Origin of the sequence: Phocaeicola vulgatus ATCC 8482 (genome assembly GCF_000012825.1) — a bacterium.
GTDB classification, from domain to species: Bacteria; Bacteroidota; Bacteroidia; order Bacteroidales; family Bacteroidaceae; genus Phocaeicola; species Phocaeicola vulgatus.
This window is the reverse complement of record NC_009614.1, coordinates 4,893,260-4,908,418: the sequence shown is the minus strand read 5'-3', so window position 1 is coordinate 4,908,418 and position 15,159 is coordinate 4,893,260. Positions and strand designations below refer to the sequence as shown.

14 protein-coding genes are annotated in these 15,159 nt (G+C 42.7%); 3 read left to right on the top strand and 11 right to left on the bottom strand.

All coding sequences use genetic code 11. From position 1 onward, the window contains the following. Nucleotides 1-110 precede the first annotated feature (110 nt). Nucleotides 111-935: a bifunctional hydroxymethylpyrimidine kinase/phosphomethylpyrimidine kinase gene (gene thiD, locus BVU_RS19985; RefSeq protein ID WP_005843114.1), complete on the bottom strand. Its 825-nt coding sequence runs from the start codon at nt 933-935 to the stop codon at nt 111-113. Between the two features lie 120 nt (nt 936-1,055). Here thiD and BVU_RS19980 point away from each other — a divergent pair, with 120 nt between their 5' ends. Both BVU_RS19980 and BVU_RS19975 read left to right on the top strand, forming a co-directional pair. Beyond that, entirely contained in the window at nt 1,056-1,994 is a 939-nt protein-coding gene (locus BVU_RS19980) for a UDP-glucuronic acid decarboxylase family protein (RefSeq protein ID WP_005843115.1), read from the top strand. A 9-nt stretch (nt 1,995-2,003) separates the two neighbouring features. Next, the gene (locus BVU_RS19975; protein ID WP_012055976.1) at nt 2,004-3,143 is read left to right on the top strand and encodes an ATP-binding response regulator; all 1,140 of its coding nucleotides are present in this window, start codon (nt 2,004-2,006) and stop codon (nt 3,141-3,143) included. Nucleotides 3,144-3,147: 4 nt separating this feature from the next. Here the strand turns inward: BVU_RS19975 and BVU_RS19970 are convergent, their stop codons facing one another. Together BVU_RS19970 and BVU_RS19965 are read right to left on the bottom strand one after the other, a co-directional pair. After that, a complete protein-coding gene (locus tag BVU_RS19970; protein WP_005843117.1) occupies nt 3,148-4,209 on the bottom strand; it encodes an endonuclease/exonuclease/phosphatase family protein in 1,062 nt (353 codons plus the stop codon). Nucleotides 4,210-4,212: 3 nt separating this feature from the next. Then, the gene (locus BVU_RS19965) at nt 4,213-6,063 is read right to left on the bottom strand and encodes a hybrid sensor histidine kinase/response regulator (protein ID WP_005843118.1); all 1,851 of its coding nucleotides are present in this window, start codon (nt 6,061-6,063) and stop codon (nt 4,213-4,215) included. A gap of 143 nt (nt 6,064-6,206) precedes the next feature. On the opposite strand from BVU_RS19965, the gene BVU_RS19960 reads away from it, so the two are divergent. Continuing rightward, a complete protein-coding gene (locus tag BVU_RS19960) occupies nt 6,207-6,563 on the top strand; it encodes a response regulator (protein WP_005843119.1) in 357 nt (118 codons plus the stop codon). Nucleotides 6,564-6,566: 3 nt separating this feature from the next. Here BVU_RS19960 and BVU_RS19955 read toward each other — a convergent pair whose 3' ends face one another. The 8 genes from BVU_RS19955 to BVU_RS19920 are packed head-to-tail and all read right to left on the bottom strand — an operon-like array spanning nt 6,567 to nt 15,082. Continuing rightward, nucleotides 6,567-7,772 (bottom strand): glycosyltransferase family 2 protein, encoded by a 1,206-nt coding sequence (locus tag BVU_RS19955; protein WP_012055975.1) that lies wholly within the window; start codon nt 7,770-7,772, stop codon nt 6,567-6,569. After that, complete coding sequence (locus tag BVU_RS19950) at nt 7,769-8,887, bottom strand: glycosyltransferase family 4 protein (protein WP_012055974.1); 1,119 nt, start codon at nt 8,885-8,887, stop codon at nt 7,769-7,771. Before BVU_RS19950 ends, BVU_RS19955 begins: the two co-directional genes overlap by 4 nt. 6 nt (nt 8,888-8,893) lie before the next feature. After that, a complete protein-coding gene (locus BVU_RS19945) occupies nt 8,894-9,736 on the bottom strand; it encodes a glycosyltransferase family 2 protein (RefSeq protein WP_012055973.1) in 843 nt (280 codons plus the stop codon). After that, entirely contained in the window at nt 9,720-10,502 is a 783-nt protein-coding gene (locus tag BVU_RS19940; RefSeq protein ID WP_032945402.1) for a class I SAM-dependent methyltransferase, read from the bottom strand. Before BVU_RS19940 ends, BVU_RS19945 begins: the two co-directional genes overlap by 17 nt. Beyond that, nucleotides 10,499-11,647, bottom strand: a complete 1,149-nt coding sequence (locus BVU_RS19935) for a glycosyltransferase family 4 protein (protein WP_185097251.1) — start codon at nt 11,645-11,647, stop codon at nt 10,499-10,501. The genes BVU_RS19940 and BVU_RS19935 overlap by 4 nt, the downstream gene beginning before the upstream one ends. 11 nt (nt 11,648-11,658) lie before the next feature. Further along, nucleotides 11,659-12,792, bottom strand: coding sequence for a glycosyltransferase family 1 protein (locus BVU_RS19930; protein ID WP_012055970.1), 1,134 nt, complete (start codon nt 12,790-12,792; stop codon nt 11,659-11,661). Beyond that, nucleotides 12,789-13,940, bottom strand: coding sequence for a glycosyltransferase family 4 protein (locus BVU_RS19925; protein WP_005843126.1), 1,152 nt, complete (start codon nt 13,938-13,940; stop codon nt 12,789-12,791). The genes BVU_RS19930 and BVU_RS19925 overlap by 4 nt, the downstream gene beginning before the upstream one ends. Continuing rightward, nucleotides 13,937-15,082 carry a glycosyltransferase family 4 protein gene (locus tag BVU_RS19920; RefSeq protein ID WP_012055969.1) on the bottom strand — a complete coding sequence of 382 codons (1,146 nt, stop codon included), beginning with the start codon at nt 15,080-15,082 and terminating at the stop codon, nt 13,937-13,939. Before BVU_RS19920 ends, BVU_RS19925 begins: the two co-directional genes overlap by 4 nt. Nucleotides 15,083-15,159: the final 77 nt, after the last annotated feature.

Here is a 15,159-nt window from a genome sequence, read left to right as displayed (position 1 = left end):
TTTAAAAACGTTGCAAAGTTAATTATTTCTTTCGGAACTACGGAATAATAATGAGGCAATTTGCTAATATGCTGCATTATGTACCGCATGGTAATTAGCACATTGACAAATTATTTCATTGTTTTCATCGGAACAGGTGCGTAAAAGTGATTCAGCGGGCCGTGTCCTTCGCCTATATGCACGTCTTTCCCGGCGTGGATTCCTTTGGTGACATATGCTTTTGCATGTTCTACGGCCTGCGGCATATCATATCCCAGTGCCAGAAAAGTAGCAATGGCGGAAGAAAGAGTACATCCTGTTCCGTGTGTGTTTTTGCTTTCTATCTTATCTGAGATAAAGAGATGAGGCTTGTCTTCTCCAGCTGTTTGTAATACATCGCACATCTTGTCGCCCTCCAAATGTCCTCCTTTCAGTAAAACGGATCCGCAACCGAATTTTAATAATTCCGATGCGGCAGCTTTCATTGTGTCCACATTGCTTATGCAGTGTTCCGTCAATACTTCCGCCTCACTCAGATTGGGCGTAATCAGACTGGCCAGAGGCATCAGTTCCCGGGTCAGTGCACTGATGGCGTCCTCTTCTATCAGCCGGTGTCCGCTAGTCGATACCATGACCGGATCGAACACAACGAAACGGGGTCGGTATGTACGAAGGCAGGAGGCTATGGCCTCGACTATTTCCACATCATTAATCATACCTATTTTAACAGCATCCGGACGGATATCTTCCATTACGGCTTCTATCTGCCCACGTACATATACCGGTGGTACGGGATGTATGGCACGTACTCCCAAAGTGTTCTGTACGGTGATTGCAGTAATGGCTGTCGCAGCATAACCACCCAAGGCGGAGATGGTCTTCAGGTCAGCCTGTATGCCGGCTCCTCCGCTGCAATCGGATCCTGCTATACTTAATACACAAGGATATTTCTTCATATAAATCTCATTTTGACAAAGTATTTGCAAAGATAACGAATAATCTTGTTTTAAATGTTTGCACAAGTGAAGGGAATCAATTATTTTTGCTAAACATAAAATAAAGTAAAAATAAGGGGAATGAAAAGAATCCTAGTAACGGGAGGCGCAGGATTTATAGGGTCACATCTATGCACTCGTCTGATAGAGGAAGGTAATATTGTTATATGTTTAGACAACTTTTTCACGGGGAGTAAAGAGAATATAAGTTACCTGATCGGGCATCCGCGCTTTGAACTGATAGAACACGATATAATTAATCCGTTTTGGACGGATGTGGACGAGATATACAATCTGGCATGTCCCGCTTCTCCTATACATTATCAGCATGATGCTATCAAAACGGCGAAGACGGCTGTCTTCGGCACGTTTAATATGTTGGGACTGGCGAAGCGTAACAAAGCAAAAATACTTCAGGCTTCTACCAGTGAGGTGTATGGTGATCCGTTGTCGCATCCCCAAAGGGAGGGAGATTGGGGAAATGTGAATCCCATAGGCTACCGGTCTTGTTATGATGAAGGAAAACGTTGTGCCGAGACTTTGTGCATGGATTATTACCGTCAACATGGCGTTTTGGTAAAAATAATCCGCATATTCAATACGTATGGTCCTAATATGCTGACCGATGACGGACGTGTAATTTCCAATTTTGTGGTACAGGCATTGCTAGATAAAGATATAACCATTTATGGAGACGGAAAACAGACACGTAGTTTTCAGTACATAGATGATCTGGTGGAAGGGATGATACGTATGATGGCTACGGAAGATCACTTCACAGGACCGGTGAATATCGGTAACCCTTGCGAATTTTCCATATTCGAACTGGCTCAGAAGATATTGGAACTGACCTGTTCTCATTCTAACATTATTTTCGAACCTTTACCTCATGATGACCCTCGTCAGCGCAGGCCGGATATTACTCTGGCAAAAGAAAAGCTGGATTGGGAGCCTCACATTCATCTGGAAGAGGGGCTGATGAAAGTGATTGATTATTTTAAAAGTGTTCTGGCTAAATAATATATACCTATGACACCGGATGTAAATGTTGTAATAAGTCATTCTGAGTACACTGTTTTGGTTGTGGATGATGTGGTTTCTAATGTCTTGTTGTTAAAAGTGTTGTTAACAAACGAGAAGTTTAAGGTGATAACTGCCGGTAATGGAAAGGAGGCATTATCCCAGGCGGTCAATGCCCGTCCCGATTTGATTTTGTTGGATGTCATGATGCCCGAGATGAATGGTTTTGAAGTTGCCGAACGATTGAAAGCCGATCCGGAAACACAACATATTCCTATTATATTTCTGACAGCCTTGAATACCACTGCCGATATAGTGAAGGGTTTCAAGGTAGGTGCGAATGATTTTATATCCAAACCTTTTAATAAGGAAGAGCTTGTGATCCGTGTTACCCATCAGATATCCCTGATTGCCGCCAAACGGATCATCATGAAGCAAACGGAAGAATTGCGTAAGATTATTATGGGGCGCGACAAGTTATATTCTGTTATCGCACATGACCTGCGTTCACCCATGGGATCCATTAAAATGGTGCTCAATATGTTGATACTCAGTCTTCCGTCCGAACAGATCGGTAAGGAAATGTTTGATATGCTGAGCATGGCCAATCAAAGTACGGAGGATGTTTTCTCTTTGCTGGATAATTTATTGAAATGGACTAAAAGCCAGATAGGCAAGCTGAATGTAGTTTATCAGGACTTTGATATTGTGGGGAATATTGCTTCGGTTATCGAAATTTTCAATCTGGTAGCCGGTATGAAGAATATAAAGGTGAACTTCCCGGTGCATGGAAAGATTGAGGTACATGCCGATATGGATATGATGAAAACCATCTTGCGTAATCTTCTCAGCAATGCAATTAAGTTCAGTTATAATGATTCCGAAATTCTGGTTAATGCCGAAATAGAGGGTGATAAAGTCATAGTCAGTGTAAAAGACACCGGAAAAGGCATGAGTGAGGAAGACCAAAAGAAACTGTTGAACACGGAAACTCATTTCAGCAAATACGGAACGAATAATGAGGAAGGTTCCGGATTAGGCTTGTTATTATGTCAGGATTTTGCTGTTAAGAATGGTGGGCGTTTATGGTTTGAGTCTGAAGAGGGAAAAGGTTCCACTTTCTTCTTTTCGGTAGCTTTGAAGAAGTGATTTATCAAAGCCCCACCTCCAGATATACCGGGTTATGGTCACTCATATCATAAGGAATCACCTTATACTTTATACCTTCCAATAAGGTGGAATGGAACAAGTAGTCTATCCGTAGTAAATGGTGAAACCCCCGATAAGTGGCTCCGTACCCTTCTCCAGCGGTTTGAAATCCGTCTTTCAAACCGTTTTTCAGAGTTTCATAAGTAAAAGTTCCCGGAGGGTCATTGAAGTCACCGCATACAATCAAGGGATATTCCGTGGCATTGATCAGCGAACTGATTTGTTCAGCCTGTCCGGCACGTCTGACAGTATTTTCCCGGAAGTTGTCAGAATAGCCCAGATAAATGCCTCTTTCCTGTTCCTCATCTTGTTCTCCCCGAGCCTGTGCTGCTTTGGAACGCATTCTGTCAAAGCTGGTAGTCTGCATGTGCACGTTGATGATGCGTATCGTCATACCTTTTACATCCAGGTCGGCCCAGATGGCTCCGTTGTTGGTATTCGGAAATTCTATTGTTTGTGACTGTCTGATGGGGTAGCGGCTGTAAATGGCCTGACTCAATCCTTCGGGGATAAACGAGTAAGGGAATATTTTAGCATACGTATTCTGTAAGTCTTGTTCCGTAAAGTCGCCATTGCCTCTATATTCCTGAAAACAAAGTACATCCGTTTCCTCCTTGTTCATCATCTCGGCAAACTCCTTGGCGGAGAATCCCGTAATTTCATTTCCAAATGAGTGGACATTGTAAGTCACTACTTTCAATCTGTTCTCGTTAGCATATTTGGTAGGGTTATAAATTTGGTACATGGAAGTGATGTATTCGTAATTTACTATCAGACCCGTCAATGGAATCCATAACCAATACCGTAGTCTGATGAGCCAGTAAATAAATAATATCGTATTGACAACCACCAGTATAGGTTTGCTTAAGGCAACGTATGCGGCGAACATATTCTCCACCGGATTTATTTTACCTGAGAAGTAAGCGAAGATGGAAAGTCCCAGAATGAAGATTGTGAACAGGATAGATAAAAAATAGGCAAATTTGTATACGGCTAATCTTCCCATAAATTACTTTTGTTTTAGATACTTGTTTATAGTCATTTTCAATAAGTCGGCAGATACCGGTTTGGTTAAAAACTCATTGCATCCGCTTTCTATGGCAGCTATTTTGTCTTTTTCATATGCGTATGCGCTTACAGCGATGACAGGTACGCTGGCAGACATTTCCCGGATGGCTTTGGTGGCGTCCAGACCATTGATGTTAGGCATTTTTATATCCATCAAAATTAAGTCGGGTTTGTATTGTTCATAGAATATGATAGCCTCCATTCCGTCATGAGCATGCACCAGTTTGTACATTTTTCCGAGCATAGCCTCTATCAAGTCATAATTGCTTTGATAGTCTTCCGCCACTAGGATGGTCATCTCCTGATGGGAAGTTCTATTGTTGTCTTTAATGGAAGCCGGTGTAAGTTTTTCCTCCCATTTCATATCTCCGTTTGCCGAAATGTAAGGCAATGTAAAAGTGAATGTGGTCCCGGTTCCCATTTTGGATTGTACAGCTATTTTTCCTCCTAACTTTTCTACAATGATTTTGCTGATGGAAAGCCCCAGTCCTGTGCCTTGCACTTGGTTGTTGGCCATGATGAAACGATCGAATATCTTGTCTATCTTGTCATCGGAAATACCGCTTCCGGTATCGGCTACATGAAAAACAATCTCTTTTTCCTTCAATTTATACCCGAAGCTGATAGAACCTTTGGCGGTGAATTTCGTAGCATTACCTATCAGATTGGAGAAAACCTGAAACAAGCGGTTCCTGTCTGTCGAGATAACCAGTGACGGATCGGACTCTTCGAAAACAAGCTCCACTCCGGGTTGACACCGGAAACTATACGTGTTTTTTACATCCTCACATAAAATATAAAGGGATACAGGCGCATAGTTGAACTCCATCATGCCCGATTCAATCTTCGACAGGTCCAAAATCTCGTTGATAAGTTCCTGCAAGCGCATGTTGTTTTTTTCTACAATATCGTAATACTGCAATCTTTCCTCGGCGTTTTCCGTTTCGGCTATAATGCGTGAGAATCCCAGAATGGCATTCAACGGCGTACGGATTTCATGGCTCATATTGGCAAGGAAGGCAGATTTCAGCTGGTTGGAGCGTTCTGCTTTCCAAACAATTTCGGATGTGTTCTGTATATATCCTTCCAATACGGTCCTTTGCATATATACCTCTTTGTGGTATGTTTTTATTCTCATATTGACGGTCTTTCCGTCAATAAGGAGTCTATAGTTTACGGTATTGGAAGCATCTTTCTCCTTCAGGTTTTCTTCCAGCCATTGACTGAAACGGTCCTTGTCATCAAGGTGCATATAGTTCATGTATTCATCTATGGAAATCTGTTTCTGTTCCTCATCGTTACAGAATATCCGGGTGTATCCCGAGTAAGTGAAGAGCCGTGTGGACGAATCGTATGCCCATAATCCTATTCTTGCGGCTTTTTCTACTTCGCACAAATCTTTTTGCTTTTTTTCCAGTTTCAGCCTGACGACACTCCGGCCTGTGATATCCCTGTATTGAAAAAGAAAATGCTCCTCATCATACTTGCTGATAATACATTTGTAGTATTTCACGTCATCTTCCAATATTAATTTGTAATTCCGTGCGGAAGGTTTGTCTCCTGCCCGTACTTTGATGAATTCCGCATACATCTCCCGTGCCGTTTCTACGGGGAAATAAGAGAATATATTTCTCCCTATAATATCTTGTTCTTTTATAAAGAAGTCCGTCGTATTAGCCTTGAAGTCTAAACAGGTGCCGTCTTTATATACGAAAAACATAGTATCAGCCGTAATTTCCAGAATTTTGTCTGCATACTGCTTATCGTGCAATATATTACTCGGAATTTTCATATTAATAGTATGATTCTCAATATACTGTTTCTCTTAGCGAATTTAGATGCGTGATATTTGTTACTGACAGCAAATATACAAAAAAAATATTGTTTATATCATTTTATATCGTAATTTTGCAAGGTAATCAATGAAAAGAAGAAATGAAAAAGATTTTGGTAGCTGAAGATACGGAAAGTAATTATCTCTTATTATCTATAATTTTAAGAAAGGAGTATGAAGTTCACCGTGCCCATGATGGGCAGGAGGCTATTGAGAAATTTGAGAGTTGCCGGCCCGATATGATTTTGATGGATATAAAGATGCCTGTTATGGACGGTTTGGAAGCTACCAGAAGAATTCGTCTGAAGGGAGGGACACTTCCCATCATAGCTCTTACCGCCAATGCATACGACAGTGACCGTGACAAGGCTTTTGAAGCCGGATGTGACGATTATATGGCCAAGCCGATCATGGCTCCCGCTTTGCGTGAGATGATAAAAAAGTATTTTGGTGAGTAAATATTATGCCCTGCGGGACTTTTCCCATGTTCCGCCGGCATGTCTCTTCAAATAGAAGAAACCTTTTATCACATTGATGTTCATGAACAGGAAATAGTAGGGAATATAAAGGAATTTGTTCTTTACGGACTTGGCAGACAAGAGGCTGCCATAAACTCCCCCGAGGTAGAATGCGGATTGCAGCAGAAGAAAAAGAAAATAAACCGGGAGGCTTTCACTACAGACAACCAGCAGGATATTCAAGGGAAAGAGCAGAAACAAGGCGACCGGGGTTACCGACCATCTCAGCACGCGATGGGAAACATATTGAAAACTGAGGATTCCATAACGTAGCGGATTCAGCAGTTCTTTCAAACGGTAGACAGACTGCAATCCTCCTGCCGCGATACGTACTTTTCTTTTTTCCTCTTCTTTCATATCGGCCGATCCGCTTTCCAAGGCATATGCCGTATCACAATATGCTATCGTATACTGCTTCATGGCGATACGCAGGGACAACATAAAATCATCCAGTAGGGTATCTTCAGGCATTTCCTCATATAACGGGGTGCGGATGGCGAATAATTCTCCGGCAGCACCTATGGCGGAATAGAGCTGATAATCCATTTTTTTCAGCCATGATTCATATTTCCAGTACAATCCTTCTCCTCCGGAAACCGCTCCTTCGGTACTGTACATGTCCACCCGTTTTTCTCCTGCCACACATCCCACCTGCGGATGGTTAAAACATTTTACTATCTCGCGAACGGCCTGCGGATTAATAAATGTATTGGCGTCTGTGAATATGACCAAAGGTGTGGTGACAAATCCCATGCCCCGGTTCATAGCGGCTGTTTTTCCTTTTCTTTCGGGGACGAACAATAGGGTGACATCGGGATATGCTTTTAATTTTTCATTGGTTCGGTCATTGCTGCCGTCCGTTACCCATACGATATGCAGTTTCTCTTTGGGATAATCCAGTTCTTGGCAGTTTTTCATCTTTCCGTCCACTACCTGTTCCTCATTATAGGCGGTGATGAACAGGGTGATTTCGGGTAGGTCGGTGTTGTTGCCGTTCCGGCAGGTTTCTTGCTCCGGTTCGTCCGTATCGTAGAAGGAAATAAAACTTTGTTTTATTTTTACCAATATCCACAACAGGATTCCGTATCCCACATAGGTGTAGAATACAATGAACAGGAGAACGAAGAAGAGGATTTCAAGAGTGTTCATGCTAGTATTTCTTTATATATATTCAATATTTCTCTGGCTGTGTTCTCCCATGAGAACCGACGGACTCTTTCTAGTCCATATGCAGTTTGTGACTGATAGAATTCTGCATTTTCTTCTAAATGAAGGAGGGCGGAAGCAATTTCCTCCGGTTCGAACGGATTGACCAGAATACCCTCCGGTCCTGCGATTTCGGGCATGGCGGAAGTGGTTGAGGTGATGACGGGAGTTCCACAGGCCATCGCCTCCAGAATGGGGATGCCGAAACTTTCGCGTAAAGACGTGTATATAAAGACGGATGCTCCACTATAAACAGCGGGTAGTTCTGTGTTTGGAATGTATCCGGGATGATACAGCATTTTTTTTATTTCTTGTAATCCTTCCCGGTTCAGATATTCGTCTATGATCTCTTCTTTCAGGTCGGCGATAAGCAAGGGGAGGGGCTGACTGGATTTTTTTAAATAAATGCCGTATGCCTGCAATACCCTTGCCGTATTCTTCTTGGGATCGGTATTTCCTAAAAAGAACAGGTAAGGATGGTTCTTTATGTATCGGGCAGTGATGGCCTGTGCGTTCCGTATGGGTATGAAATGTTGTGAATAGCCGTTGTATACGGCGACAAGCAGTTGTTTGTCAATGTGCAGGAAATGACTGATGCGGTTGCATTCAAAATGAGAAACGGTAATGATTCTTTTGCATTTGGTAAGGATTTGGGGAACAATGATTTTTCGGTAGAAACGTCCCAGTCTTTGGTACATGGACTGGTTCTTGCCTTGTTTTTTTTCTAGAAAGATAATGTCGTGCAGTGTAAGCACCAGTGGAATGTTTCCATGCACAGGGGCAGTGTTGCTTGTGCAGTGCAGCAGGTCGGGTTTGATTTTTTTTAAAGCCAACGGTAGTCCTATCTGTTCCCAAAGCGGATAGGATGGCCAATTAACGGTCACGATATGCATGTTGGCGGATTCTTGCAAACAAACATCATCTCCCGGGCTGACCAGTATGAAGTATTCGTTCTGTTGGTCTATCTTTTGCAGTTCCCGGATGGTTTCCAGAGCTACATAGTCCATGCCATGTTTCTCTTTTCTGAAGATGCGCTGGGCTTCTATTGCTATTTTCATCTGTCGTTACTTTATCAAGTTAGAATCTTCGTCCTCGTAATTGTTTTTGCTATAGAAAAGAGCCGTGAAGCTTCTTAAACCTTTTATGGCTCGTTTTTTGAAACTGCTGAACAGGGATCCGTCGGCCGAAATAGTGCCATAGCCGGTAAGGACACGGGCTTTGCGGGCGGTGACGAATCTTAATTTTCCGTATTTTTTCAATGCCAGTGCCAGGGAGCCGTCTTCTCCGCGGAGTATGTCTGTCCGGAATCCTTCTTTCCGGGCTGTTTCCGTGTGGAAGGCAAAAGCCATTCCACGTACATTGAGCTCCGGTCTGTTCAGATTTTGTATTTTCAAATAGAGATCACGTAGTGTCTCATAGAAGAAAAGTCCTAAATGATGTTCATTAGGAAGAAAACTCCACAGGGCGTATGCACCTGCCACTTCTTTGTCCTGTAAGACCTTTATCATGGTACTGATGTACTGGGGCGGATAAAGTGTGTCGGCGTCTATGCAGAGATGATACTTCCCCCGGGCATGGTTCAGTCCGCATTGCCGGGCAAAACCGGGACCTTTCCGGTATTCATTGAAGTAGGTGACTCCTAATTCTTTTAGTACCTCTTCGGTGTGGTCGGTAGAATGATTATTGATGACTAGTATTTCTACAGGATAGTTATGTTGGTTTTCACATAAAGACCACAGGCAGCTCAATATCCTCTTTTCTTCATTATGGGCGATGGCGACCACCGAAACCAGCGGAGCATGAGTTGCAAGCTGCCGGACCTTGTCTTTCACTTGGTTGATAACCGCTTGTGGGGCTTGGGTGAAAGGCTTGTCATAGATGGATAAATAGTCAGCGTACCACTTCATGCGTTTTTATATATTCGGACAGTGTGACCGGATTCCGGTGATTACTGAATCGTGATTTGAATTTGTTTTTGAGGATATAGAACAGGGCTTGAATCATCTTCTTCATTTCCGTCAGGGCGGAACGGCGGGGATATAGTTTCTCCACCATTTCCCAGTTCCATTTGTTGAGGAAGAAAGAGGAGTAGTATTCATCTTCGGGATTGACTAGTATCTCCACTTCATCTTTCCACTCATAACGGTTCAAGGTTATATCTCCTTCCGTCAGCCACAGCAGTTTGTAGGGGAGGGATTGGAAAGGCAGATAATTCAGGAATAATTCTCCATAGTCGTTTTCATAGTTTCCCGGCATCTTGTTCTTTTCATAGAAGACCAGTTTGTTGTCTATATCCAATATAACCCATTTATGTGATTTTTTGGGAAACAAGTATTCGCCCAGCAGACTGGGAGTTTCTATGTATCCCCGTCGGGCTACCCTGCATAATTCCTTGACAAAAGCTTCGGGATGTTCCACGTGTTCCAATACCTGATTGCATATTACGTAGTCAAACTCCTTGTCTTTGAAGGGCAGTTTTTCTCCATCGGCATGTACAAAGGTCTGATGCGGGTATATTTTCACGTCACCGCAGCGGTGGTAATTGGTGTCAATAAATTTTTCGGCTATCACGTTGGAGCGATATGTCGGATTATGGCCCGGACCTATCTCCAGCACTTTGTCGTTTTTATTTATATGGATGTCTCCTCTGTCGTAGGGGGAATCTGTTTTCATTGTTTTGTTCCGTTTAATAAGTTGTTGAATAGCTGAATCCATTGTTGCATTATTACATCTTCAGCAAAACGTTGTACATTGATGCGGGCTTTTTTCCCCATTTCTTTTCTTATTTGTTCGTTCTCAATCAGATAATTTATTTTTTCGGCCAGTTCTTCTGTTTTTCCATTTTCGACCAATAGTCCGTCTTCCCCGTCCCGGATGATGTCTTTAGGTCCGCACGGACAGGCGAATGACACGGCAGGTACTCCGCACGCCATTGCTTCCGCTATGACCATTCCGAATCCCTCAAATCTGGAACTTGATACAAAGATAGAACTTTCATGGTATTTACAGAGCATATCCGGGGTTGCATTTTCAAGAAAAAGGTTCTTTAATTTCCATTTTCCGGCCAGTACTTGATATGTAGTCTTGTTTCCTTTGCCATATATATGTAATTCCCAGTCCGGATGCCGGTTACAGATTTTGCTCCATGCTTCCAGTAACAAATCGAATCCTTTTTGATAAGTATATCTTCCGGCTGCGGTTATCCGTTTATTGTTCAAGTCGCTGAATGTTCCGGATTGAAAGGGTAGAGGGTTGCTGATAACTTTTACATTTTGCAGTTCGGGCCAGTTGGCTCTGTCTTCCTCACTCAGTACAACGAACTTGTCCAGCTTTTTTAAATGCCTCACCAGACTTTTCATCCATAATTTGGCAAAAAGTTCCTTGATGAAGTTGCTTTCGTTCTTTTCAAAGTTACGATAGTTTTTCCGGTTTACATGTAGCTCCCCTATCTTTTTGCTTCCATCTTTGAGGGAAGTGATAAAGTTTATTTCCCGTCGTAACAAAGAAACTGTGATGTCCGGTTTGAGGTGAGACAAGGCGGCAGAGAGCTTGCGTCGGTATATTCTTTGTTTTTTCAGATAAACCGGCACTTTTTTCCAAAGAGGGAGTTCCCATAATTCTTCAAAATCTATATCCAGTTGGATGATTTTTACTTTAGGCGATAAAGTATAGCAGGGAGGCTTGCCTTTTCCGTCAGTCAGCAAAATATATATGTCATAATTACCATTCTCTGCCAGATAATTGGCTTTGGTGGTCAGTACCCTTTCCACTCCTCCGGGGATATGGAGAGAGGGGGTACAATAGGCGATTCGGATCATAGGCGGGAGTATTACAGGTTGTTTATTACTTTCATCATCTGTTCTTTCCATGACAGGTTTTTAATGGAATCCCTTATTTTACGAGGAGACAGATCCAGTTCCATATAGAACCGGATAAGCCGGTGGATATCTATGGGACTTTCGTCGGCCGGAACTTTCAGTATATAAGGCATCTTGTCAAAGTCTCCATCTGTTTCTGAATATGCAAAAGGTATTCCCCGTGCTGCATATTCTCTGTTTTTTAATGTTTTGATTTTGTCGATGCCGCTGCGGTGGCGTGCCAGACTGCCGATGGCAAAGTCTGCTTCGTTGAATAATTCGTCTAGTTCCTCGTTCATTTTTTGTCCGTGGAAGATGACATATTTTTCTATATGATATTTGTTGATAAGTTCATAAAATCCGGGAGCGTGTTGTGAATCATGCATTTCGGATTTCCATATACCTCCTGCGATGTGGAAAAATACGGTTGTGTTTGCCGGGTTTTGGTAATATTTACCCAAACCCTCTATCAGGCGGTCGTAACCGTGCCAATAATGTACTTCGGCCACTCCTAGTAGATGAATGACGGAGGTATTTTTAGAAACCGTCTTTTTCAGCGGAATGGAATCAAAGTCAACTCCATTGGATATCTGAATGGTACGTTGGCCGAATATACAGTGATAGTCTGAGAAAGTGACGATGGCGTTCACGTGTTTTGCCAATGTCTTTCGGAATACTTTATCCACTTGTATCCCCAGGCGTGTGACCAGTGGGAAACCGGCGTATTCGCTGTCGTAAGGATAGGTAGGTATTTCCATCGCTATTTTAATTCCGGCTTTCCTCAGTTTGCTGAACAGCCGGATGGTGAACGGATTTGCATTATGGAAAGAGCGTACATAGATTAATTCCACTTGATGTGTTATAGCATAGCGGTATATGCATTGGTAGGAAACTCTTCTTTTCGCCGCAGCCGGTTTGCCTGTTCCGTAGTCTTCTATTATTTCATTGTTTATCATCCTTACCCGGTGGCCGTTGTCCGCTATGCTGTATGTGCATAAACTTACCCGGTGTCCACATGCTTCAAAGCCTTTAACCTGATGCAAGATCTTTTTACTGATGCCGCTGTAAGGGGATAGTCCGTGGAAAAGGAGGTAGATGATATTCATGGTCGGGCAGTTGTTAAGGTGTTGAATAGTTCATCCCACAGTTTCATCACTTCTTCGCGTGAATAACGTTGGATATTCTTTTGGGCCTGCTTTCCCATCCGTATGCGTTTGTCCGTATCCTCTATCAGCCGGCATATCGCGTCAGCCAGTTCGTCCGTGTTTCCGTTCTTCACCAGTATTCCGTCTTCTTCCGGAGTGATAATCTCGGCAGGTCCGTACGGGCAGTCGAATGAAATGCAGGGAACACCACATGCCATCGCTTCCAGAAGTGCCATCGGTAATCCTTCAAATCGTGAACTCATGACGTATATGGAACTTTCCAGATATTTTTCTTGAATGCTTTTTGTCGGAGGGCATAGTGAAAAACTGTTTTCTATATGATGCTTTTCAATAAGCTCTTGCAGGCTGTTCCTATCCTGTCCTTCTCCGTAAATGCGGATATGCCAGTCGGGATGCTTCCGATTGACTTTGATCCAGGCTTCAATCAGGCGGTCATACCCCTTCTGTTCGCTGTATCTTCCTATGCTGATGATTCTTTTCTCCAGGCAAGAACTCCCTTTTTCGGGTGAGAAAGGTAAGAAGTTCGGTATGACACAAGCCTTCTTCACTTCTTTCCAATTATCCGCATCATGTTGTGTCAGAACAACCAGCGCATCCAGTTTTTTTACAGCCTCCTCCTGTTTCTTTCTCCAATGCCGTGCGATTTGCTTGTATGGGAATCCCCGTTGTTCCATCAGATGCAGGTTACGAGTGTATGGTTTGGCTATATGGGATTCTCCTATTTTTACGCTTCCATCATCCAGTTGTGTCAGAAAATCCAATTCTCGGCCCAATGTGCTGATGACAATATCCGGTTTCAAGGTTTTCAGCCAATACTCCAGCTTCTTTCTGTACAGGTGCATCAGGGTAAAATAATAATATCCTCTTACTAACAGGTTGTGATGATATTGTCTGTCAAAATCAATTCCTATGTCAATGTGCCTGATTCTGGGAGATATCGGGAAAACGGGCGGGCGTTCTTTTTGTGAATCTGTGATAATAAATACATCCTGATGCATTTCGTCAGCCAGATAGTTCGCTTTTTGGATGATGCTCCGGTCTGCGCCTCCCACGGTGCATAGTGCTGTGTATAGATAAACGATGGTCATTTTTCAGTCAGTTTATGAAACAACATTTCCCATTGCGGCATGATGTTTCGGAGTGAGTAGCGTGTTATATTTTGTTTAGCTCTTTTGCCAAAAGCTTTTCTTTCTGCTTCATGTTCTATCAAGTGGCAAAGAGCGTTGGCAAATCCTTGTATATCTCCGTTTTTGACGAGGAGTCCGTCTTCCTGGTTTCTGATGATTTCCGATGGACCGAAAGGACAGTCGAAAGAAACACAAGGAACACCCAGACTCATGGCTTCGATCAAGACCAGTCCAAAACCTTCGTAATTGGAGCTTAGGGCCAGAATGGAACTGTTCAGGTATTCTTGCGTTATGTTTTGTGTAAAAGGATGAATTGTGATGGAGTGTTCCAGCTTTCTGTCTTTAATCTGCCGGGTTAAGCTATCCTTGTAAAATCCTTCACCAAATATATCCAGTATCCAGTCGGGGTGGCGTTTCTGCACGATATTCCATGCGTCAACCAGTCTGTCGAATCCTTTTTGCCAGGTCAGTCTGCCTGCCGCTATTACACGGGGAGCCTCACAGGAGCTGATTGTTTGTATATCAATAGAGGTGGTGTTCGGAATGATATGTATATTCGGATGTTGTCCCCACATGGCGGCATCTCCTTGTGTCAGTGTGACTATAGCATCGCTGTATCGTTTTACATCACGGAAACATTGGTAGCTGACGTATCTGTCTTTTATATCTTTAAAAAAACTCTTTTTGCGGTTTGCAGGTATCCGGGTGTATATTTTGGCGCAATGCGATTCTATGATTTTCTTTGCCTTGCAGTCTAATTTACAGATCAAATCCGCTTTGAAACTGGTATTTCCTGATATGATATCGGGATTGATGAGCCTAATCTCTTTTTTAAATTTTTGTTCGAATTTATGGTTCAAAGTCCATCCCACTCTCAATTGTTCCAGAAGCGGATGCTGGTATTGCAAATGAAACTTTGTATCCAGATCGATATGTTCCACTTTGTGGGATAACGGGAAAGAAAAAGGATGATTGCCTTGGGAAGAAGTGATAAGATAGACCTCGTGCCCATAAATTTCGGCCAAGTAATTCATCTTATCCGTTAAAATCCGTTCCATGCCTCCTATACGGGCTATGGAGTCGTATACATATACTATTTTCATTCCCCTGGTTTGTTTTTCCGTAAAAATAGTGTATTCTTTTTATATATCCAATAAGAAGTTGTTGAAATTCCTGTCCA